This window comes from Chromobacterium vaccinii, assembly GCF_001855275.1.
GTDB lineage: Bacteria > Pseudomonadota > Gammaproteobacteria > Burkholderiales > Chromobacteriaceae > Chromobacterium > Chromobacterium vaccinii.
Genome location: NZ_CP017707.1, coordinates 4869723 through 4891396 on the forward strand (window position 1 = coordinate 4869723; position 21674 = coordinate 4891396).

The following is a 21674-nucleotide window of genomic DNA, read 5'->3' on the forward strand; positions in this document are numbered from 1 at the left end:
CATGGCGCCGGCGTTCATGGGCAAGAGGGGAGTACGGCGTATTACTTAAGCGGCTTGCAATCGCTTTGCCTTGATTTGATGACGAACTATATCTGAAAGGCATGTCATCGCCGGCCCCGCCAGGCGGTCCGGTCGTCATCGTCAATCGCAGGGTCGCACCATGTCCACTCCTTCATTCCTGTTGCCCGCCGCGCTGCTTATGGCGCTGCTCGCCGGCTGCGCCGGCAGCGTGGACAGCGGAAAATTCATCGCCTTGAGAGACGCCGCCGTCCAGGTGAATCGCGGCGCCCAGGCGAGCTTCGATCAATTGCAGCGCGACGCGCGCGACAGCGCGGTGCTTGGCTATCCGGATCGCAAGGTCGGCGCGCAGGGCTTCCCGCTGGTGAACGCGCAAGGCGAAAGCTACGATCTGAGCGCGCCGCTGTCCCGGGTGACTGCTACGCTGGACGCGCTCAGCTGCTACTCGGAAGCGCTGGCCAAACTGGCGGGCGGCGGCAAGATGGAGGACATAGACCGCGCGTCGCAGGATTTGGCGGCCAGCCTGCGCGGCCTGCCGGCCGGGACGTTGGACGCCCAGGCGGCGAATGGCGTCGCCATCGCGGTGGACGCGCTGGGCCAGGCCATGCTCGCGGCCCAACGCCGGGAGGGGCTGCGCGGCGTGATGGACCGCGCCCAGCCCGGCCTGGACGCGCTGGCGCAGATGATGGAGCGGGTGGACGAGGATTTGAAGCTCTATGTGCTCAATATCCGCTTGCGTTATCTGGGGCTGGTCAACCGCGATGGCGTGCGCCCGCCCTATCACAGCTGGGATCGTTACCGTTTCGACCAGCAGGTAGCCGCGCAACTGGCCGGCTACGACAGGCTGGAGCAGGCGCTGGCCTCCACCGACAAGGCGGTGAGGGACTTCCCGGAACTGCATCGCCAATTGCGGGCGAGCCTGGATCAGCCCGGCAAGCCGCTTGACCGGCTGCATGATTTCATCGCGGAGGCGCGCCGCCTGCGGGCGCTGTACCGCGACCTGCCGAATAGTTGACGAGGAGGCAAACCATGGATAGTCATGATCTGGCGGAGCTGCTGACCGGCCTGGCGTCGCGTCTGAACAACCTGATGGTGGACACTTCGGGCGCCGTCAGCCGTCAATGCTCCGATCTGCAGGAGACACTTACCGGCCAGGCGTTGGCGGCCATCGCCAAGGATCTGGACCATGCCACCGCCCAGTACGCCGCCGCGGTCAACGCGTTGACCGAAGCGACGCAGGAGGCCGACGCGGCCGCCGCGGCGCTGGATCAGACCGCGCGTTCGATCGAGGCTGTGGCCAAAGTGGTGAAGTTCGCCGGCCAGGCGTCCGCGCTGGCGGCGGGCGTGCTGGCCTGAGCCGAAGGGCGCGCGCGGGACGCAGAGGGCGGGCGTCGGCGCAGGGGAATTGTGAGTAGAGTTGTCCCGGGCTTGTAAAGCCGTAAGGCTGTCCGATAGTGAGATAAAGCCTGTCAGGCGAGCGATATCCGAGAGGATGCCGCCGGGGGGGCGGAGCGGCGGCGACATTCTCCAGTTCCTGCTAAGGGGGCGGCCCTGAGGGCCGACTGATCATGATAGACACTTCGGAAGCCAAACTCGGATTGGGCAAGGGCAAACCGTCTTCTTCCGTTTGGTGGGCGTTGGCCGGCCTCGGCATCGCATTGTTCGGCCTGGGCGCCTCGCTGCTGCTGAACGAGATCCACACATCCCACTTTCAGTCGATGTTCTTCAGCCGCGCCGGCCGCCACGCCACTTTCGCGGTGGAGCAGGGGCCGAGCAAGGAAATGCGCTTTCCCTCTCCCGGCGGCCCCTATGACCAGCGCATGGGCTATGTCGAGCTGCCGCGCTTCCTGCAGCGGTTGGGGCAGCGCGGCTACGCGATAGACGCCCAGGCCAGGCAGTCGCCCGATTTGATCAAGCTGACCGACCGAGGCGTCACCGGCCCGCTGTTGCCGCTGGGCCTGTTCCCGCCGTACCGCGAGAAGGACCAGGCCGGGCTGCTGGTGCGGGACGGCTACGGCAGGCCCATTTACCAGTCGCAGTATCCGCAGCGGATATACAGTAATTTCGAATCGCTGCCGAGGCTGCTGGTGGCCGGCCTGTTGTACATCGAAAACCATACCCTGCTGGACGATGGCAATCCGCAGCAGAACCCGGCCATCGAATGGTCGCGCTTCGGCAAGGCACTGGCCGACGAGAGCCTGCACCTGTTTCGACCCGGCTACCACTCGGCCGGCGCCAGCACCCTGGCCACCCAGATCGAGAAGTTCCGCCATTCCCCCGGCGGCCGCACCGGCTCGCCCAAGGAAAAGCTGCGCCAGATGTTGTCGGCCTCGGTGCGCGCCTACCACAACGGCGAGGACACCACCGCTTTCCGCCGCCAGCTGGTGGTGGAGTATCTGAACACGGTGCCGTTGGCGGCTCGCGCCGGTTTCGGCGAGATCTCCGGCATCGGCGACGGCATGTGGGCCTGGTATGGCCGCTCTTTCGACGAGATGAACCGCACGCTGGACAACGACTCTCCGCTGACGGTGGATGAGCAGGCCACCGTGTTCAAGGAGGCGTTCAGCCTGATGATTTCCCAGCGCGGCCCGTCCGCTTACCTGAATGGCGACATGAAGGTGCTAGAAGACCTGACCAATTCCTATCTGAGGCTGATGGCGCGGGACAAGGTGATTTCGCAGGAGCTGTGCGACGCGGCGCTGAAGGTGTCGCTGCGGCAGCAGAAGGAAAAAGTGAATCCGACGGTCAAGTCGTTGGTGGAGCGCAAGGGCGCCAACGCGGTGCGGATCAAGCTGGCTGGCATGCTGGGCATGCCCAGGCTGTATGATCTGGATCATGTCGACCTCGAGGTCAACAGCACGCTCGATTCGCAGTTGCAGCAGTCGGTCACCGACCACCTGATGAAGCTGCGCGACCCCGAGTACGCGAAGTCGGTGGGCCTGGGCGACAAGTTCCTGCTGCAGCAGGGCTCGCCGGAGGGCGTGACCTACAGCTTCACGCTGATCGAGCGCACGCCGTTCGGCAACAAGGTGCGGGTGCAGGCCGACAATTTCGACCAGCCTTTCGACATCAACGAGGGCACCAAGCTGGACCTGGGCTCCACCTCCAAGCTGCGCACGCTGGTCACCTATCTGGAAGTGATCGCCGATCTGCACCGGCAATACGCGGACTTGAGCCCTGAGGCGCTGGGCAAGATCAAATCGGGCGAGCATGAGTCGGTGCTGCGGCGCTGGGCGATAGACTATCTGCGCCAGAGCGACGACCGCAGCCTGCCGGCGATGCTGGCGGCCTCCCTGGAGCGCAAGTACAGCGCCAGCCCGGGAGAGAGCTTTTTCACCGGCGGCGGGCGCCACACCTTCGAGAATTTCGACAAGAACGACAATGGCCGCATCCTGAGCTTGCGCGAGGCGACCCAGCGCTCGGTGAACCTGGTCTACATCCGGGTGATGCGCGACATCGTCCGCTATTACATGTATCCGGCCGGTTACGACGACACCCTGATGGGCGACAAGGAGGACCCGCGCCGGCGCGAATACCTGCAGCGCTTCGCCGACAAGGAAGGCAAGACTTTCATGGCCGGCTTCTACCACAAGTACCGCGGCAAGGATGTGAGCCAGATCGACGCGCTGCTGGTGGAGAAGGCGCGGCGCAGTCCCAAGCGGCTGGCGGTGATCTTCCGCAGCATCCGCCCGACGGAAGACCAGCAGGCGATGGCGGCCTTCATCGCCAAGCACGCCAATCCGCCGGCCAAGCTGGAGCCTGCGACGCTGGCCAAGCTGTACGACGAGTTGGGCCCGGACCGCTTCAACCTGGCCGACCGGGGCTACTTGGCCGGGGTCCATCCGCTGGAATTGTGGATGGTCGCCTATCTGCACGCGCATCCCGACGCGGGCTGGAGCGAGATGGTCCAGGCCAGCGCCGCACAGCGCCAGGAAGTTTACCAGTGGCTGTTCAACAGCAAGCACAAGGGCGGCCAGGACAACCGCATCCGCCAGATCCAGGAAACCGACGCTTTCCGCAAGATACACGCGGCGTGGAAGCGGATGGGCTATCCCTTCGACTCCCTGGTGCCGTCCTACGCCACCGCGCTGGGGGCTTCGGCCGACCGGCCGGCGGCCCTGGCCGAGCTGATGGGCATCCTGTCCAATGACGGCGTGCGCCTGCCCACCGTCTACATCGACAAGATGCGCTTCGCGGAGGCCACGCCGTACGAGACTTCGCTGGCGCAGGCGCCGACGCGCGGGGTGAGGGTGCTGCCGCCGGAGATTCCGCAACTGGTGCGCCAGGTGCTGTCCGAAGTGGTGGACAAGGGCACTGCCCACCGGGTAGCCGGCGCCTTCGACCGCAAGAAGGGCGAGCACACGCTGATAGGCGGCAAGACCGGCACCGGCGACAACCGCTTCAAAACCTTCTCGCGCGGCGGCGGCTTGACCTCGGCGCGGGTGGTCAGCCGCTCCGGCGCCTTCGTGTTCTATATCGGCGACCATTACTTCGGCACCATCGTCGCCTACGTGGCCGGGCCCAAGGCGGCCGATTACCGGTTTACCAGCGCCTTGCCGGTGCAGGTGCTGAAAGTGCTGGCGCCGACCTTGCTGCCGCGCCTGGACTACACGCCGCTCGAAACCAGCCGCGGAGCGGACAGCGTGGCGGAAGGGACGCCGGACGCCGGCCTGCCGCCGGGCACGCCCTTGTGCCTGGTGCCCAGCATGGGCGGCGTGTGCCAGTTGCTTCAGCAGCCGGAAATGAAGCCGGGGCCGCCGGCGAGCCGGGATGAGGCCAGGAGGGGGGGCCGCGGGCTTGCGTGACGGCGGCGCAAATGATAAGTTAGGCGAACTATATCCGCCGTCAGGCGCAAGCCTGCGGCCGTAAGCGTTTACGTCAAGCAACGCACCCTAGCCACCCGGCCGTGGCGCGGTGCGTTGCCTTCTTGAAGCGACCGCCGCGCGGGCCGGGATCAGCGCGGAGACCGCTGTCCATGCCCGAAGTCCTGTCATTTTCTCAAGCTTACCGCCGCCTGTTGGCCAAGACGGCGGCGTTGTTCCTGTCTTATCTGGCGGTGGCGATGTCGCTGCCGGTCACCTCCATCTATGTGATCGACCAACTGCATTACGGCAACGCGCTGGGCGGGCTGGCGGTGGGCATCACCTTCTTTTCCACCATTCTGACCCGCGGCTATGCCGGGCGCCTGTGCGATCAGCAGGGCGGCAAGGCCTGCATGCGGCGCGGGCTGTACCTGTACATGCTGGCCGGCGCGGTTTGCCTGGCTTCGTCCTGGCTGGCCGACCAGCCGGCCCTGGCGCTGGGCGTGCTGTTGTCCGGGCGCTTGCTGTTGGGGCTGGGCGAGAGCCTGGCCATCGTCGGCATGGCGGCCTGGAGCATAGGCCTGATGGGGCCGGCCCATTCCGGCAAGGTGATGTCGCTGGTGGGCATGGGGATGTACGGCGCTTTCGCCGCCGGTGGGCCCTTGGGGCTGCTGCTGTTCCAGCAGGCGGGTTTCCGGCCGTTGATGGCGGCCTGCGCGTTGCTGCCGCTGGCCGGGCTGCTGCTGATCCGGCGGTTTCCGCGCATCGCGCCGCATGCCGGCCAGCGGGAGTCCTTCCTGCGCATCCTGGGGCGCATCGGCAAGCCGGGCGCGGCGGTCTTTCTGCAAGGGGTCGGCTTCGCCGGCCTGGGCGCCTTCTTCGCCTTGTATTTCTCCAGCCGCGGCTGGGCCTGGGGCAGCCTGGGCCTGACCGGTTTCGGCGTCGGCTTCGTGCTGGTGCGCGTGTTGTGCGGCCATCTGCCGGACCGCATCGGCGGCGCGAAGGTGGCGCTGGCCTCGCTGGCGGTGGAGGCCGTCGGCCAGTGGCTGATCTGGAGCGCGGCCACGCCGGCCGCCGCCCTGCTGGGGGCGCTGCTGACCGGCGTCGGTTGCTCCATGGTGTTTCCGGGCATGGGCGTGGAGGTGATCAAGCGCGTGCCCGCCCATCTGCGCGGCACCGCGCTGGGCGGCTTCGCGGCTTTCCAGGATATGGCCTATGGTTTGACGGGGCCGGTGGCCGGCTTGTTCGCCGACAGCTTCGGCTACGGCGCGGTGTTTCTGACCGGGGCCGTGGCGGCCATGCTGGGCATGGCCACGGTGGCGCTGATGCTGGCCGAGCGCGCGCCGGAGCCCGCGCGCGGCTAGCGGCGCCGGTTCAGCCGCCGGCGCGATGCCGGCGGCTGCTGCGGATGCGGCTCGGGAGAGACCGCAGATCCGCTCGCGGGGATAATCAGAACGGCTTGGTCGGCAGGTACTTGCCGTCCAGCGTGATCACCGCGCGTTGGCCGCCGTCCGGGTCTTCCACTTTCTTGATGTCCAGCTTGAAGTTGATCGCGCTGATGATGCCGTCGCCGAATTGCTCATGCACCAGCGCCTTCAGCGTGGTGCCGTAGATCTGCACCATTTCATAGAAGCGATAGATGGTGGGGTCGGTCGGCACGCCGCCCGGAATGCTGCCGCGCAGCGGGATGGTCTGCAGCAGCGCGACGGCGTCGTCGTCCAGTTCCAGACGGTCCGCCACCAGGCGGGCGGCCTCTTCCGGCAGCGCGTGCTGGCCCAGCAGCGCGGCGGTGGTGTAGGCGATGCTGAGGCCGGTGCCCTGGTTTATCTCCTCGAAGCTCAGGCGCTTGCGCGCCTTGGCGGCGATGATGGCGTCGGTCAGGGCTTGGCGTGGGGCTTGCTGGCATTGGGATTGCATATTGATTCTCCTTGCTTGGGGTGGAGCGCGGCTGGGGACGCCATGAAAGGCCGGGCGCGCCGCCGCGCGGGAATGGTTTCGGTTCAGGGCTGGCGGACGGCGTCGTTCAGCATGGCCGCCGTCTGCGGGCAATCTCGCAGCGGCACGAAGCGGCCTTGCTCCGGATCCAGGGCCTGGATGTCGCCGCTGGCGATGTCGTACATCCAGCCGTGCAAGCGCAGCCGGCCCTGTCTCAGCGCCAGCGCCACTGCGGGATGGGTGCGCAGATTGGCCAGTTGGGCGATGACGTTCTCGCGGGCCATGGCATTCACTTTGGCGTCGTGGCCGGCGTGCTCGCCGGCGTCGCTGATCGCCTTGGCGCAGTCGGCGTGGCGCAGCCAGCCGGCGACGGCGGGCATGCCCGTCAGATCCTTGCCGCAGGCGACGGCCGTCATCGCGCCGCAGTCGGAATGGCCGCAGACCACGATGTCGGCCACGCCCAGCGCGGCGACCGCGTATTCCACGGAGGCGGACACGCCTCCCGGCTCCTGGCCGTAGCCGGGCACGATGTTGCCGGCGTTGCGGATGACGAACAGTTCGCCCGGTTCGCGCTGGGTCAGCAATTCCGGCACCACCCGGCTGTCGGAGCAGGCGATGAACAGCGTGGCGGGGGATTGCGAGCCGGCCAGCCGGCGGAACAGCTCGGCGCGTTCCGGATAGGCCTCGCGCTGGAATTTTAGGGTGCCGGCGATGATGTCCTGCATGGCGGTTCTCCGTGTGGTGAAACGATGAACGGATGATGCGCCGCTTTTATTATTGGGTACAAGACTGGTAAATTATGAATTTCATAGGAATAACCAATAGTTTGGACTCATGCTGCTACGACACATCCGCTACTTCCTCGCGGTAGCCGAACATCTCAATTTCACCCGCGCGGCCGAGGCGCTGCATGTTTCCCAGCCGACGCTGTCGCAGCAGATACGCCAGCTGGAAGAGGCGCTGGGCGCGGAGTTGTTCGACCGGAGCGGCCGCCAGCTGCGGCTGACCGACGCCGGCGGCGCCTACCGGGTCTACGCCCGCCGCGCGCTGCGGGATCTGGAGGCCGGCCGGCGCGCCTTGCACGACGTGGCTTCGTTGCAGCGCGGGCAGCTGCGGCTGGCGATGACCCCTACCTTCGCCGCTTGGCTGGCTGGCCCGCTGCTGGCGCGCTTCCATCAGCGCCATCCCGGCATCGCGCTGATCGTGCGCGAGATGTCGCAAGAGGCGATGGAGGCCGGGCTGGCCGACGACGCTTTCGATATCGGCATCGGCTTCGCGCCCTCGGGCACGCTGGAGGTGGAGGCGGCACCCTTGCTGGACGAGCGTCTGGCGCTGGTGGCGGGAGCGGGGCATCCGCTGGCGGGGAGGAGGGACGCCTTGTCCCTGGCGGAACTGGAGGCCATGCCGCTGGTTTTGCTGAGCGCGGATTTCATCACGCGCCGCCATGTCGACAACTACTGCCTCCGCCACGGCATCCGGCCCAGGGTCGCGATCGAGGTGAACGGCATGGGCGCGGCGGTGGAGATCATCCGCCACGGCGGATTGGCCGGCATCCTGCCCGCGGCCGTCGCCGCCAGCCAGCCCGGGCTGGCGGTGCTGGCGCTGGAGCCGGCCTTGCCGGGGCGGCAGGCCGCGCTGTTGACCAAGCGGGACGGCTATCGCAGCGCCGCCGCCCGCGCCTTCGCGGAACTGGCGCGGAGCTTCGCGGACGCTACGGCGTAACGGCGCCGTCGCGGAAGGCCGGCATGGAGCCGGCCAGCATCTCCAGCAGCCTGGCGGCTGCCGGGCTTTGCCGGCGGCCCTGATGGGTGATCAGATGCACTTCCGCCTGCTGCAGGTTGCGCTGTTCGATCGGAATGGCCAGCAATTGGCCGTTTTCCAGCTCGCGCCGGACTGCGAAGAGCGGCTGCACCGTCGCCGCCTGCCCGGTCAGCGCGTATTCAATCATCACCCGGTAGGAATTGGTGACGATGGCCGGTTCCAGCTGGCATTGTTCGGCTCTTTCCGCGTCGCGCAGGATTTGCCGCACGCCGAAGCTCACGTCCGGCAGCGCCAGCTTGTGCCGCGCCAGCTCTTCCAGGCTGATGGGGCGTTTCGCGCGCGCTAGCGGGTGATCGGGCGTGGCCACCGCGTACAACGGCTGGACCGAGCTGCGATGCACCCTCAGCAAGGGATTGGGCGCGGTATAGAACACGATGCCGATATGCGCCCGGTCCTCCAGCACCGTACGCACGATGTCGTTGGTGCCGCGGATGTCGATGCCCACCGTGATCTGCGGATAGCGCTGGGAAAACGGATGGATGGCGTCGATCAGATCGCTGATCACGCCGCCGCCGGTCACCACGGACACGTGGCCGCGGTGTATGCCTTTCAATTCGCGCAGCGCCGTCATCACCGCTTCCTGCTCGCTCAACTGCTTGTTGTGATAGTCCAGCAGCAGCCGGCCGGCTTCGGTTGGCTGGAAGCCGCGGCGGTGGCGTTCGAACAGCGTGGCGCCCAGCTCCATCTCCAGCTGGCGGATCTGCCGGCTGACCGCGGAAGCGGCGATGTCCATGTGGTCCGCCGCCGCGCGCACGCCGCCCAGCCGGGCCGCTTCGAAGAAGTAGCGGACGCGCTGATCATTGAACTCCATGTTTCATCCTGATTAGTTGTGTTGCCTTAAAGGCAACAAAGAAACCATTCTATGATGTTGGAGAATTGTTTGTCATTTGCTTACAATCCCCGCTCATAATGACAAAGTACTTTCGCGGTGTGGTTATTCAGTCCATTGGACTTGGCTGCCGCGAATCGGGAGAAGGGTATGCAGGCAGACAGGCAAGGCCGGTTGGGCGGATTCGCGATGCTGTCCGATGCCGCCGTGCAGGACATGGCGGCGTGGCGGCAGGATCTGCACCGCCATCCGGAAACCGCGTTCGACGAACACCGCACCGCGGGCAAGATCGCCGCTTTGCTGCGCGGCTTCGGGCTGGAGGTGGCGACCGGCATCGGCCGCACCGGCGTGGTGGGCACCTTGCGCGCCGGCGGCGGCGCGCGCTCCATCGGCCTGCGCGCCGACATGGACGCGCTGCATCTGCATGAAGAGGGCGACGCGCCTTACCGTTCGCTGCACGCCGGCCGCATGCACGCCTGCGGCCACGACGGCCACTGCGCGATGCTGCTGGGCGCAGCCAGGCATCTGGCCGAGAGCCGCGCGTTCGACGGCACCGTCCAGTTCATCTTCCAGCCGGCCGAGGAGAACGAGGGCGGCGGCCAGGAGATGCTGGAAGACGGCTTGTTCGAGCGCTTTCCTGTGGACGGCGTCTACGGCATGCACAACTGGCCCGGCCTGCCGCTGGGACAGATGGCCATGCATCCGGGCCCGATGATGATGGCCTTCGACCTGTTCGAGATCCGCTTGCGCGGCCAAGGCGGCCACGCCGCGATGCCGGAGCGCACCCGCGACGTGGTCGCGGCCCAGGCCCAGCTGGTGACGGCGCTGCAGAGCATCGTCAGCCGCAACGTCGATCCGCTGGATTGCGCGGTGCTGTCCGTCACCCAGGTGGAGGCGGGCTCCACCTGGAACATCATTCCCGAGCAGGCGCTGCTGCGCGGCACGGTCCGCTACGTCAATCCCACGGTGCAGGCGGTGATAGAGAGCCGGATGCGCGCGCTGGTCGACCACATCGCGCTGGCGATGGGCGTTGAGGCGGAGATGGACTACTGGTACCGCTATCCGGCCACCATCAACGCCGAGGCGGAAACCTGGCGGGCGGCCGACGTCGCCGCCGAGCTGCTGGGCGAGGCGAACGTGCGCACCAATATGCGGCCGTCGATGGCGTCCGAAGACTTCGCCTTCATGCTGCAGGAGCGTCCCGGCTGTTATGCCTGGCTGGGCGTGGACGGTCCGGCGCCCAGCGCGGGGCTGCACAGCCCGCATTACGATTTCAACGACCAGGCGCTGGCGATAGGCGCGGCGTACTGGATCAAACTGGTGGAAACCACGTTGGCCCCCGCGGCCGCAAAACAATAACGGGAATAAAAGCATGGCGCATGCGGGTGTTGGGCAATTGCAGGGCGGCGGGGTGGCCGCGGGCGCGGGATTCAACCGCCTGGCCCACCTGATGGCGATAGGCATCGTGATCGTCGCCGAACTGATTTACGTGCAGAAGTTTTCGGTGGGCAAGGGCAGCATCATCCTGCTGCCGCTGCTGTACGCCTTCGTGCTGGGCATGATGTGCAACCCGGCTGTCAATCCGCTGGCCGGCCGCTGGGTGAGCCGCGACGTCAGCGCCACCCTGAGCCAGGTGATCATCATCGCGGTGCTGCCGCTGGTGGCCAAGCTGGCCACGCTGCTGGGGCCGCAGTTCCAGGCCATCGTCGCGGCGGGTCCGGTGCTGATCTTCCACGAGCTGGGCAATGTCGCCACCGCGCTGGTGGCGATGCCGGTGGCGGTGCTGCTGTTCCGCATGGGCCGCGAGGCGGTGGGGGCGACGTTTTCCATCGACCGCGAACCCAATATCGCGGTGATCTCCGAACGATACGGCTTGCGCAGCCCGGAAGGCATGGGCGCCCTCAGCGTCTACGCGATCGGCACCATGTTCGGCACCATTTTCTTCTCGCTGATCGTGCCGGTGGTGCATTCCTGGAACCTGTTCAGCGACAAGGCGCTGGCCATCGCCTGCGGCGTCGGCAGCGGCAGCATGATGGCCGCCTGCGCCGGCACGCTGATCACCGCCTTGCCGGAGCAGAAGGACACGCTGATGGCGCTGGCGGCGGCCAGCAACCTGCTGACCACCACCACCGGCGTGCTGTTCGGCATCTACGTGGCGCTGCCCTTCGCCAACCGCCTGTACGCGCTGCTGAGCCGCCTGCGCGCGCCCAGGCCGCAAGCCGCCATCCGGATGGATGCCGCCGACGCCGAACTGCTGAAATCGGAAGAGCCAGAGCTGGGGCTGGGCGCTTTCGCCGCCAACCTGCTGATGGCTGGCGCCATCATTGTGCTCAGCCATATGATCGGCCCCAAGAAAGAGCTGGTGGCGGTATTGCCCGGCGTGGCGATGGTGCTGGGCATCTGTTTCGCCAGTCGCCTGCTCAACCGCTGGCTGCCGCTGAAGATTCCGACGCTGATCTGGCTGTCCATCCTGGGCGTGCTGGCCAGCCTGCCGGGCCTGCCCGGCGGCGAGTGGCGCAACCAGTGCTTCAGCCAGGTGGACGTGCTGGCCTGCGCGACGTTGGTGCTGGCCTACGCCGGCCTGGCCGTGACCCGGCGCGAAGCGGCCATTTTCAAGCGCGATGGCCTGCGTCTGTTGGTGATCGCCATTCTGGTGTTCAGCGGCACCTTCCTGGGATCGGCCCTGGTCAGCGATATTCTGTTTTCGTTGAAATTTGGACACTGATTGCCAAATGATCGGCATAAAAGTCAGTAAAGTTGCCAAATTTAATGTAATAGCTTTGTGAACAATCAAGCTTTTCTTAATAAAAATTAAGTCAAGCAAGCTTGCTAAAGAATGCTTATGTGCTAAATTGTTATCAATGGAATGATCATGTTCATGACATTCAACCATCTACCCCTTTGCGGCCGCCTTGCGCGGCCTTTTTTCTTGTCGGCCGGCGCCGGTCGCATCGGCTAGGGTTGAGCCACGCTTCGGCGCGGCAGGAAAATCTCCGCCACCATGCAGCGCGCGCCGCCGCCGCCCAGCCGCTCTATGGTGTCGATCGGCGCCAGCGCGATGCGCGCCTCGCTGGAGAGCAGGCCTTGCTGTTCCGCCGTCAGCGCCGCCCAGGCCTGGCGCGACAAGGCGAACACCGGCGCGCCGTCGGCGGCGGACAGCTCCAGCATATTGCCGGCGAAGCATTCCAGCTGGCGGTAGCCGATGTCGACGACGCGCTTGCCGCCTTGCTGCAGCGAATGGCGCAGCGCGCGGCGCTCGCCGGCGTCGGCCACCGATTCCAGGCAAACCACGGCCAGCGCGCGGCCCACGCTCATCATCACATTGGTGTGGAAGATGGGTTTGCCGGCGCGGTCGGCCGCGCCGAACCAGAACGGCCGATAGCCGATTTCCCGCTCCACCGCTTCCATCACCCGCTCGCTGCTGCGCGTCGAGCGGCAGACATAGGCGATGCGGGCCGAGTGGTCGAACACCATGGAGCCGGTGCCCTCGTGGTAATGTCCGTCGCGCTCGAAAGGGCTGAGGTCGATCGCGCGGCGCAAATCGAATTGTTTTCCGATGGCGTCCAGGATGTCCTGGCGCCGTTCCTGCCGGCGGTTTTCCGCCTCCATCGGGTAAATCAGCGCCCGTCCGTCGGCATGCAGGCTCAGCCAGTTGTTGGGAAAGATGGAGTCCGGCGTGTGGGGCTCATGGGTGTCATCCACCACCAGCACATTGACGCCGCAGTCGCGCAGCGCATCGACATAGGCGTCGAATTCGGCCAGCGCGGCGCGCTGCGCCTCGGCGGCGTCCCGTTCCCGGTTCTGGAAGGCGTTGCTGGCGGTGGTTTGCGGGTTGGACAGGAAGCGGACCGGCCGGATCATCAGAACGTCGCTGGTGGTTTGCATGCCTTTTCATCCTAGGGGAGGCGGTGGGTAAGGTGTCCGTCTTGACCTGCGGCTATCGATTGGGCCGGTATTGATGCGGATCAAGAATGGTCGATATTGTGCGCCTCCGGATTGTCGTCAAAAAGCTGGCAAACCTTACAGAATTTTCATATTGTTTTGCAAATTGATGGGTTTGATTGACGATTTGGCATGAACGATACCGACAGGCAATTACTGGCGCTGCTGCGCGACGACGCGCGGATATCCGTCACCGCGTTGGCGGAGAAGTTGAGAGTGTCGCGGGCGACGGTGCAGCATCGCATCGCCAGGCTGGAAGAGAGCGGGGTGATCGTCGGCTACACGGTGAAAGTGAAGCCGGAGGCGGAAGCCAGGCGCATCCGGGCCTGGATGTGCATCGCGGTGGAGGGCAACAAGACCGCCGCGGTGATGCAGGCGCTGCGCGGCGATCCCAGCGCCCACGCCTTGCATTCCACCAACGGCCGCTGGGACATCCTGGCCGAGCTGCGCGCCGATTCGCTAGAGCAATTCGACCGGGTGCAGGGGCGCGTCAGGCTGATTCCGGGCATTTCCGCCAGCGAAACCAGCATTCTGCTGTCCACGCACAAGGCCTAGCGGCCGGTTACTTGGCCTGCGGCTTTTCCTGGTAGCAGGTGGTTTCCAGCAGGGTGGGCAACAGTTTGTCGGCGGCGTCGCGTCCCAGCGCGAATTGGACCTTGCCGGTGTTGATCACGGCCCTGACGACCGGAGCGCTGACGGGCACGTCGTTGATCACCACCACCATGCTTTGATTCAGGAAGTCGCCGGTGGCCTGCTGCAGGCGAGCGGCGGCCGCCTTATTGAGCGTGGCGCTCAGGGAGAGGTTGTCGCGCTGGATGTTCAGGCTGCTTTCGGTGAAGTCGCAGGCGGAATCCAGACGCAGGATGTTGCCGGTGATGACGGGCTTGCTTGGCGCATCGGCCATGGCCGCGGCGGAAACCAGCAGCGCGGCGGCGGGCAGGAGAAACTTCATCAGACGCTCCATGTTCAGGATGTGGCTCATCGCATTATGACCGAGGCCGCCGCCAGAGGTTGCGTGGACTTGCTGTCAGGCTCGCGGCCGCGACAAGCGCAGCCGGTCTCAGAGCCCCGCGTTGGCTATTCGGCATCCGAAGCCGGCTCGGCATCGCTTCTGCCCAGCTGCTGGCGGTACTGGCGCGGCGTCAGGCCGGTCAAGGCCTTGAACTGCCGGCTGAAGGCGCTGTGATCGGCATAGCCGCAGCGCAGCGCCACTTCGGTGATGGCCATGTCTTCATGCAGCAGCCGGTGCGCGTGTTCCAGCCTGGCCTTGTGTATCATCTGCCGCGGCGACAGGTGGAACACTTTTTTGCAATAGCGCTCCAGCTGGGCGGCGGACATGCCGGCGATGCCGGTGAGCTCCGCCATGGTGACCGGCTGGCTGAAGTTGCGGCGGATGAACTCGTCCACCGCCACCAGGCGTTTGTACGCCGGGTGGGTCTTGCTGGCCGCTTGCAGGTCCAGCGAGATGCCTATCAGGCCGATGATCTCGTCCTGCCGGTCGCGCAACGGCCATTTGTAGGTCAGGCACCAGCCCGGCTCGCGGTTCTTGAACAGATGCAGTTCCAGCTGGCTTTCCAGCACCAGTCCGTCTTGCAGCACCTTGAGATCCTGCGCCGTATACGCCGGCCCCAGCTGGGCCGGGAACACTTCCGCGCTGGTCTTGCCCAGCAGCGGCCGCAAATCCTTCAGCCCGCAGCGCTGCACCAGCGTCTGGTTGGCGCAGAGATAGCGCGCCTGCCTGTCCTTGATGAAGATGGCCGCATTGGGGATCAGGTCCAGCACCGGCAACAGCGGGGCGACGCCCGCCAGCAGCTGGTCTATCGTCGCCGGGCGGATTTCATCCCGCCAGCGGGCGATTTTTTCCACGGTCTCGCTGGTCATCCCTCCCGCCTTTCTTGGCGCGCCAAGCGCCGTGCCTGGCCGTCGGCGTCCATCGCCGCCTCGTCATCCCGAATGCTCTGCTGCTCGGTCAAGCATCACGCCTATCCCGCTCGCTAGGCCCTCTGAAACGCAAACTATGCCGATTTCGTCATCGCAACTGATGATAACCATCAAGATTGCCGGCGACAACGCAGCCATGCTAGCGGGGTGGAAGCGAATACCGGCGCGGCGCGGAGATTCAATGGAATCAATGGCCTGCGAGACGACGGCGCGGTCGGTCGGACTGGATGGGGTTTGGAAATGGATACACGAATGAAACAGGTGGAGATCATCGATTCCCACACCGGGGGCGAACCCACCCGGCTGGTGCTGAGCGGATTCCCCGCATTGACGGGAGCCACCATGGCGGACAAACGCGATGCGTTGCGCGAACTGCACGATCCATGGCGCCGCGCCTGCCTGCTGGAGCCGCGCGGCAGCGATGTGCTGGTGGGCGCGCTGTATTGCGAGCCGGTTTCGCCCGACGCCGCCTGCGGGGTGATCTTCTTCAACAACACTGGCTACATCGGGATGTGCGGCCACGGCACCATAGGCCTGATCGCCTCCTTGCATTACCTGGGGCGCATCGCGCCCGGCAGCCACAAGATCGACACCCCGGTGGGGCCGGTGGACGCCGTCTTGCATGAGGACGGCGCGGTGACGCTGCGCAATGTGCCGGCTTATCGCTACCGCCGGCAGGCGGCGGTGGAGGTGCCCGGCCATGGAACGGTGACCGGCGACATCGCCTGGGGCGGCAACTGGTTTTTCCTGGTGGCCGAGCATGGCCTGAGCGTGCGGCTGGACAATGTCGAGGCGCTGAGCGCGTTCAGCTGCGCCACGATGCAGGCGCTGGAGGCGCAGGGCGTCACCGGCGCCGACGGCGCGCGCATCGATCATGTGGAGCTGTTCGCCGACGACGAACACGCCGACAGCCGCAACTTCGTCATGTGCCCAGGCAAGGCCTACGACCGTTCCCCCTGCGGCACCGGCACCAGCGCCAAGCTGGCCTGCCTGGCCGCCGACGGCAGGCTGGCCGAAGGCGAAGAGTGGGTGCAGGCCGGCATCACCGGCAGCCGTTTCATCGGCCATTACCAGCGCGAAGGCGACTTCATCCGCCCCTACATCACCGGCCGCGCCCACATCACGGCGCGCGCCACATTGCTGATCGACGAGCAAGACCCCTTCGCGTGGGGCATCTGAGCCCGCGCCTCTCATTACCTCTACCACCTGAATGAATGCCGCAAGGAGCAAAACAATGAGCGATAACATTTTCACCGGCTGCATCCCGGCGCTGATGACCCCGTGCACCGCCGATCGCCAGCCGGATTTCGACGCGCTGGTGGCCAAGGGCAAGGAGCTGGTGTCCCTAGGCATGAGCGCGGTGGTGTACTGCGGCTCCATGGGCGACTGGCCGCTGCTGAGTGAGGCCCAGCGCCAGGAGGGCGTGGCGCGGCTGGCGGCCGCCGGCGTGCCGACCATCGTGGGCACCGGCGCCGTCAACACCCGCGAGGCGGTTTCCCATGCCGCCCACGCCGCCAGGGTGGGCGCGCATGGCTTGATGGTGATCCCGCGGGTGCTGTCGCGCGGCGCGTCGCCGGCCGCGCAAAAGGCGCATTTCTCGGCCATTCTGGCCGCCGCGCCCAAGCTGCCGGCCGTGATCTACAACAGCCCCTACTATGGCTTCGCCACCCGCGCCGACCTGTTCTTCGAGCTGCGCCGCGCCTATCCCAACCTGATCGGCTTCAAGGAGTTCGGCGGTGCCGCCGACATGCGCTACGCCGCCGAGCACATCACCTCCCAGGATGACGAAGTCACGCTGATGGTGGGGGTGGACACCCAGGTGGTGCACGGCTTCGTCAATTGCAACGCCACCGGCGCCATCACCGGCATCGGCAACGCGCTGCCGCGCGAGGTGCTGCACCTGGTGGCGCTGAGCAAGGCGGCGGCCAGGGGCGATGCCGTCGCCCGCCGCCGCGCCGGCGAGCTGGAATCGGCGCTGGCCGTGTTGTCCTCCTTCGACGAAGGCTGCGACCTGGTGCTGTATTACAAGCACTTGATGGTGCTGAACGGCGACAAGGAATACGCGCTGCATTTCAACGAGACCGACGCGCTGAGCCCCGCCCAGCGCCGCTATGCCGAAACCCAGTACGCGCTGTTCCGCGAGTGGTACCGCAACTGGTCGGCCGAACTGAACGTCGCCTGAAGCTTAATCACACAGGAAACATGATGAATCTGACAGGCAAGATGCTCATCGGCGGGCAGGCCGTCGCCGGCCGCCGCGAGAGGATCCGGGCGATAGACCCGTCCACCGATCAAGCGCTGGAGCCGGGCTACCCCGGCGCGGACCGCGAACAGGTGGAGCAGGCCTGCGCATTGGCCTGGGACGCGTTTGACGCCTACCGCGAAACCGCGCCGGAAACGCGGGCGCGCTTTCTCGAAACCATCGCCGACGAGATGGAAGCGCTGGGCGATGCGCTGATAGAACGCGCGATGGCCGAAACCGGCCTGCCGCGCGCCCGCTTGCAGGGAGAGCGCGGCCGCGCCTGCGGCCAGCTGCGGCTGTTCGCCCGCACGCTGCGGGCCGGCGAGTGGCTGGACGCGCGGGTAGACCCGGCCATGCCGCAGCGCCAGCCGCTGCCGCGCGCCGATCTGCGCCAGCGCCAGGTGGCGCTGGGGCCGGTGGCGGTGTTCGGCGCCAGCAATTTCCCCTTGGCCTTCTCGGTGGCCGGCGGCGATACCGCTTCCGCGCTGGCGGCCGGCTGCCCGGTCATCGTCAAGGCCCATAGCGCCCATCCCGGCGTCAGCGAACTGGCGGGGCGGGCCATCGCGCGGGCGGCGGAGAAATGCGGGTTGCCGGCCGGCGTGTTCGCGCTGCTGTTCGGCGAAGGCCGCGAAGCGGGGCAGGCTTTGGTGGCCGATCCGCGCGTCAAGGCGGTGGGCTTCACCGGCTCGCGCGGCGGCGGCCTGGCCTTGTGCCGGCTGGCGCAAAACCGGCCGGAGCCGATTCCGGTTTATGCGGAAATGAGCTCCACCAATCCGGTGTTTCTGCTGCCGGCGGCGCTGCAGGCGCGCGGCGAGGCGCTGGCGCAGGGCTTTGTCGGCTCGCTGACGCTGGGCGCGGGGCAGTTCTGCACCAATCCCGGCTTGATCATCGCCGAGCAGGGCCCGGCGTTGGATGGCTTCATCGCCGCCGTGTCCGCTCTGCTGCGGCAGAGCCCGGCGCAGACCATGCTGACGCCCGGCATCTTCCACGCTTACCTGGCGGGCGTGGACGCGCTGTCCGGGCATGCGCGCCTGGCGGCCGCCGGCCTGCCGGTCACCGGGCCGAATCAGTGCCAGGCCCAGCTGTGGCTGGCCGACGCGCGGGACTATCTGGCCAACCCAGCGCTGCGGGCCGAAGTGTTCGGCGCCGCCGCCTTGATCGTGCAATGCAAGGACGCGCGGGAGTTCCGCCAACTTGCCGAGCAACTGGAAGGCCAGCTCACCGCCACGCTGCAGCTGGACGAGGGCGATCTGGACCTGGCCCACGCGCTGCTGCCCACGCTGGAGCGCAAGGCTGGCCGCATTCTGGCGAACGGCTGGCCCACCGGCGTGGAAGTGTGCGACGCCATGGTGCATGGCGGGCCGTACCCGGCCACCTCGGACGCGCGGGCCACCTCGGTGGGCACGGCGGCCATCCAGCGCTTCCTGCGGCCGGTCTGCTATCAGGACTTTCCGGACGCGCTGCTGCCGCAGGCCTTGAAACAGGCCAATCCGTTGGCGCTGCGCCGTCTGCTGGACGGCGATCGGGAGGGCTGAGCCATGGCGCCCGCTATTGCGCCCGGCGCGGCCGTCATCGTGGTGGGCGCCGGCGTGGTCGGCATCGCCGCCGCCTTGCAGCTGCGCCTGGCCGGTTTCGAAGTGACGCTGCTGGACCGCGGCGAGCCGGCGATGGAAACCAGCTACGGCAATGCCGGAGCTTTCGCCGTCAGCGACGTGATCCCGCTGGCCGAGCCCGGCGTGCTGCGCAAGGTGCCCGGCTGGATGCTGGACCCGCTGGGGCCGCTGGCCCTGCGCTGGCGCTACCTGCCTACGCTGGCTCCCTGGCTGCTGCGCTTTCTGGCCGCTAGCCGGCCGCGCCGCGTGGCTGAGCTGACGCAGGCGCTGGCCGCGCTGCTGGGCCGGGTCAACGACGACTACGCCGGACTGATCGCCCAAGTCGGCCTTGGCCATTTGTGGCGGCGGCACGGCAACCTGACGCTGTATCGCAGCCGGGAGGAATTTGACGCCGCCGCGCCAGACTGGGACGCCAAGCGCCGCCATGGCGTGCAATGGCAGGCGCTGGAGCGCGAGGCGCTGGTGGAAGAAGAGGGCGTTGTGGGGGAGGAATGGCGCTACGCGGTCAAAGTGCCGGCGTGGTCTCATGTGGACGACCCCTATGTCTTCAGCCGCGGCCTGTTCGACGCCTTTCTCCGCGAGGGCGGCCGCTTTGTCCGGGACGAGGCGCTGGCCACGGCGATGGAGGCCGGCCGCGTGGCCGGCGTGGAAACGGCTGGCGGCTTCCTGCGCGCCGACGCGGTGGTGATCGCCTGCGGCGTGTGGAGCGACCGCTTCGTCAAACAACATAAATACCGCGTGCCGTTGGAAAGCGAGCGCGGCTATCACGTCAACCTGCCCAAGGCTGGAGTGGCGCTGCGCCACTTCATCCAGTGCGCCAGCGAGAGCTTCGTCATCCTGCCGATGGCCAACGGCGGCTTGCGTCTGGCCGGCACGGTGGAGCTGGCGCACCGCGACGCCCCGCCGGACTGGCGCCGCGCCCGCATCCTGCTGGACAAGGCCAGGCGCATCGTCGGCGATTTCTCAACCGAGGACATGACGGTGTGGATGGGCAACCGCCCGTCGCTGCCGGACACCCTGCCCATCATCGGCCCGGCGCCGCAGCCGGGGCTGTGGTTCGCCACCGGCCACGGCCATCTGGGCCTGACCCTGGCGGCCACCACCGGCGCGCTGCTGCGCGACATGCTGCAGGGGCGGCCGCCGGCGCTGGACATGCAGCCGTATCGGCTATCTCGTTTTTGACCCCGCCTCAGGCTGGCGCAGACCAGCCGCGGTGGGGGAGCGGTAGCAGGGCGGGCCGGGTGGCTTGCCCTGGTCAATGCAGCAATAAAGGAGACATCTCATGGCTTGGAACAAACTGTTTGCGGAAGTGAACTGGGTGGTGGCGCTGGGCGGCATGATGGCGCCGTTCGCCATGGCGGCGGCCCATGCCGATACCGTGGTCAAGATAGGCTTCGCCTCGCCGATGTCCGGCCCGCAGGCCCACTATGGCAAGGACAATGAAAACGCCGCCAAAATGGCGGTGGACGATGTCAACGCCAAGGGCCTGGTGGTGGGCGGGCAGAAGATCAAGTTCGAACTGGTGTCCGAGGACGACCAGGCCGACCCGCGCATCGGCACCCAGGCGGCGCAGCGGCTGGTGGATGCCGGGGTGAAGGCCGTCATCGGCCATTTCAACTCCGGCGTGTCCATCCCAGCCTCGCGCATTTACTCAGAAGCCGGTATCCCGCAATTGTCGGTGGCCACCAACCCGGCTTATACCCAGCAAGGCTACAAAACCACCTTCCGCCTGGTGGGCAGCGACAGCCAGATAGGCGGCGCGCTGGGGCAATTCGCCGTCAAAACGATGAAGGCAAAGACCATTGTCGCCATCGACGACCGCACCGCCTACGGCCAGGGCATCGCCGACGAATTCGTCAAAGCGGTGGCGGCCAACGGCGGCAAGGTGACCCGCCGCGAATTCACCACCGACAAAGCCACCGACTTCACCGCCATCCTCACCTCGCTCAAGGCCGTCAATCCGGACGTGGTGTTCTACGGCGGCGCCGACGCCCAGGCCGCGCCCATGGTCAAGCAGATGAAACGGCTGGGCCTCAAGGCCAGGCTGATGGGCGGGGACATGCTCAACACCCCCACCTTCATCCAGCTGGCCGGCGCGGACGCGGCCGGTCACTACTCGGCGGTGGCCGGCGGCGTGCTCGGCGCCCGTCCGGCGGGCAAGGCGTTTGAGCGCCGCTACAAGGAACGCTTCCATCAAGACGTGGTGCTGCTGGGGCCGCAGTTCTACGACGGCGTGATGCTGGTGGCCGCAGCCATGAAACAGGCGGGCTCAGTGGAGCCGGCCAAATACCTGCCCAAGCTGGCCGCCATCCGCTACAGCGGCGTGACGGCGGACTTCGCCTTCGCGCCCAATGGCAATCTGTTGAAAGCGCCGGTCACGCTGTCCACGGTGAAAAACAACGCTTGGGCCGTGGAAACGGTGGTCCGCTGAGCGCGGCAAGGCAAGACGATATTTCATCGGGCGTACTCCTCTGGGCCGGCTCTCTTGATTGGGGGCTGGCTTCTTTTTGCTTGGAAGGTTTGGTGAGGAG

19 protein-coding genes are annotated in these 21674 nt (G+C 66.7%); 13 read left to right on the plus strand and 6 right to left on the minus strand.

Annotation, left to right across the window (positions count from 1 at the left end):
- The first annotated feature begins 160 nt into the window (after positions 1-160).
- The 4 genes from BKX93_RS22515 to BKX93_RS22530 all read left to right on the plus strand — a co-directional run bounded on the left by BKX93_RS22515 (position 161) and on the right by BKX93_RS22530 (position 6184).
- Positions 161-1033, plus strand: coding sequence for a hypothetical protein (locus tag BKX93_RS22515; protein ID WP_046156792.1), 873 nt, complete (start codon positions 161-163; stop codon positions 1031-1033).
- Between the two features lie 14 nt (positions 1034-1047).
- On the plus strand, positions 1048-1374 hold the full coding sequence (locus tag BKX93_RS22520) for a hypothetical protein (RefSeq protein ID WP_046156793.1): 327 nt from the start codon (positions 1048-1050) through the stop codon (positions 1372-1374).
- A gap of 212 nt (positions 1375-1586) precedes the next feature.
- Complete coding sequence (locus tag BKX93_RS22525; protein ID WP_070981483.1) at positions 1587-4823, plus strand: transglycosylase domain-containing protein; 3237 nt, start codon at positions 1587-1589, stop codon at positions 4821-4823.
- Between the two features lie 170 nt (positions 4824-4993).
- A complete protein-coding gene (locus BKX93_RS22530) occupies positions 4994-6184 on the plus strand; it encodes an MFS transporter (RefSeq protein ID WP_046168639.1) in 1191 nt (396 codons plus the stop codon).
- 85 nt (positions 6185-6269) lie between these two features.
- Here the strand turns inward: BKX93_RS22530 and cynS are convergent, their stop codons facing one another.
- Together cynS and BKX93_RS22540 are read right to left on the minus strand one after the other, a co-directional pair.
- Positions 6270-6737 carry a cyanase gene (gene cynS / locus BKX93_RS22535; protein ID WP_046156796.1) on the minus strand — a complete coding sequence of 156 codons (468 nt, stop codon included), beginning with the start codon at positions 6735-6737 and terminating at the stop codon, positions 6270-6272.
- Positions 6738-6820: 83 nt separating this feature from the next.
- The gene (locus BKX93_RS22540) at positions 6821-7480 is read right to left on the minus strand and encodes a carbonic anhydrase (protein WP_046168640.1); all 660 of its coding nucleotides are present in this window, start codon (positions 7478-7480) and stop codon (positions 6821-6823) included.
- 109 nt (positions 7481-7589) lie between these two features.
- Between BKX93_RS22540 and cynR the strand changes: the two genes are divergently transcribed.
- A complete protein-coding gene (gene cynR / locus BKX93_RS22545) occupies positions 7590-8477 on the plus strand; it encodes a transcriptional regulator CynR (protein ID WP_070981485.1) in 888 nt (295 codons plus the stop codon).
- On the opposite strand, the gene BKX93_RS22550 is transcribed toward cynR, so the two are convergent.
- Entirely contained in the window at positions 8467-9387 is a 921-nt protein-coding gene (locus BKX93_RS22550) for a LysR family transcriptional regulator (protein WP_046168642.1), read from the minus strand. The genes cynR and BKX93_RS22550 overlap by 11 nt on opposite strands.
- A 168-nt stretch (positions 9388-9555) precedes the next feature.
- Between BKX93_RS22550 and BKX93_RS22555 the strand changes: the two genes are divergently transcribed.
- Positions 9556-10764 (plus strand): M20 aminoacylase family protein, encoded by a 1209-nt coding sequence (locus BKX93_RS22555; protein WP_082107338.1) that lies wholly within the window; start codon positions 9556-9558, stop codon positions 10762-10764.
- Positions 10765-10777: 13 nt separating this feature from the next.
- Complete coding sequence (locus BKX93_RS22560; RefSeq protein ID WP_083340640.1) at positions 10778-12130, plus strand: DUF3100 domain-containing protein; 1353 nt, start codon at positions 10778-10780, stop codon at positions 12128-12130.
- Positions 12131-12360: 230 nt separating this feature from the next.
- Here the strand turns inward: BKX93_RS22560 and ctlX are convergent, their stop codons facing one another.
- On the minus strand, positions 12361-13290 hold the full coding sequence (gene ctlX, locus BKX93_RS22565; RefSeq protein ID WP_070981487.1) for a citrulline utilization hydrolase CtlX: 930 nt from the start codon (positions 13288-13290) through the stop codon (positions 12361-12363).
- A 189-nt stretch (positions 13291-13479) separates the two neighbouring features.
- On the opposite strand from ctlX, the gene BKX93_RS22570 reads away from it, so the two are divergent.
- Positions 13480-13902 (plus strand): Lrp/AsnC family transcriptional regulator, encoded by a 423-nt coding sequence (locus BKX93_RS22570; protein WP_070981488.1) that lies wholly within the window; start codon positions 13480-13482, stop codon positions 13900-13902.
- 7 nt (positions 13903-13909) lie between these two features.
- On the opposite strand, the gene BKX93_RS22575 is transcribed toward BKX93_RS22570, so the two are convergent.
- Positions 13910-14299, minus strand: coding sequence for a hypothetical protein (locus BKX93_RS22575; RefSeq protein WP_144408911.1), 390 nt, complete (start codon positions 14297-14299; stop codon positions 13910-13912).
- Positions 14300-14424: 125 nt separating this feature from the next.
- The gene (locus BKX93_RS22580) at positions 14425-15228 is read right to left on the minus strand and encodes an AraC family transcriptional regulator (protein ID WP_046168645.1); all 804 of its coding nucleotides are present in this window, start codon (positions 15226-15228) and stop codon (positions 14425-14427) included.
- A gap of 312 nt (positions 15229-15540) precedes the next feature.
- On the opposite strand from BKX93_RS22580, the gene BKX93_RS22585 reads away from it, so the two are divergent.
- From BKX93_RS22585 to BKX93_RS22605, 5 genes are all read left to right on the plus strand, one after another.
- Positions 15541-16467, plus strand: a complete 927-nt coding sequence (locus BKX93_RS22585; protein ID WP_046168646.1) for a 4-hydroxyproline epimerase — start codon at positions 15541-15543, stop codon at positions 16465-16467.
- A gap of 55 nt (positions 16468-16522) precedes the next feature.
- Positions 16523-17470, plus strand: a complete 948-nt coding sequence (locus BKX93_RS22590) for a dihydrodipicolinate synthase family protein (RefSeq protein ID WP_070981490.1) — start codon at positions 16523-16525, stop codon at positions 17468-17470.
- Between the two features lie 20 nt (positions 17471-17490).
- Complete coding sequence (locus tag BKX93_RS22595; RefSeq protein ID WP_235429514.1) at positions 17491-19065, plus strand: aldehyde dehydrogenase (NADP(+)); 1575 nt, start codon at positions 17491-17493, stop codon at positions 19063-19065.
- Between the two features lie 3 nt (positions 19066-19068).
- A complete protein-coding gene (locus BKX93_RS22600) occupies positions 19069-20325 on the plus strand; it encodes an NAD(P)/FAD-dependent oxidoreductase (RefSeq protein WP_070981492.1) in 1257 nt (418 codons plus the stop codon).
- A 100-nt stretch (positions 20326-20425) separates the two neighbouring features.
- Positions 20426-21574 carry a branched-chain amino acid ABC transporter substrate-binding protein gene (locus BKX93_RS22605; protein WP_046168650.1) on the plus strand — a complete coding sequence of 383 codons (1149 nt, stop codon included), beginning with the start codon at positions 20426-20428 and terminating at the stop codon, positions 21572-21574.
- Positions 21575-21674 lie beyond the last annotated feature (100 nt).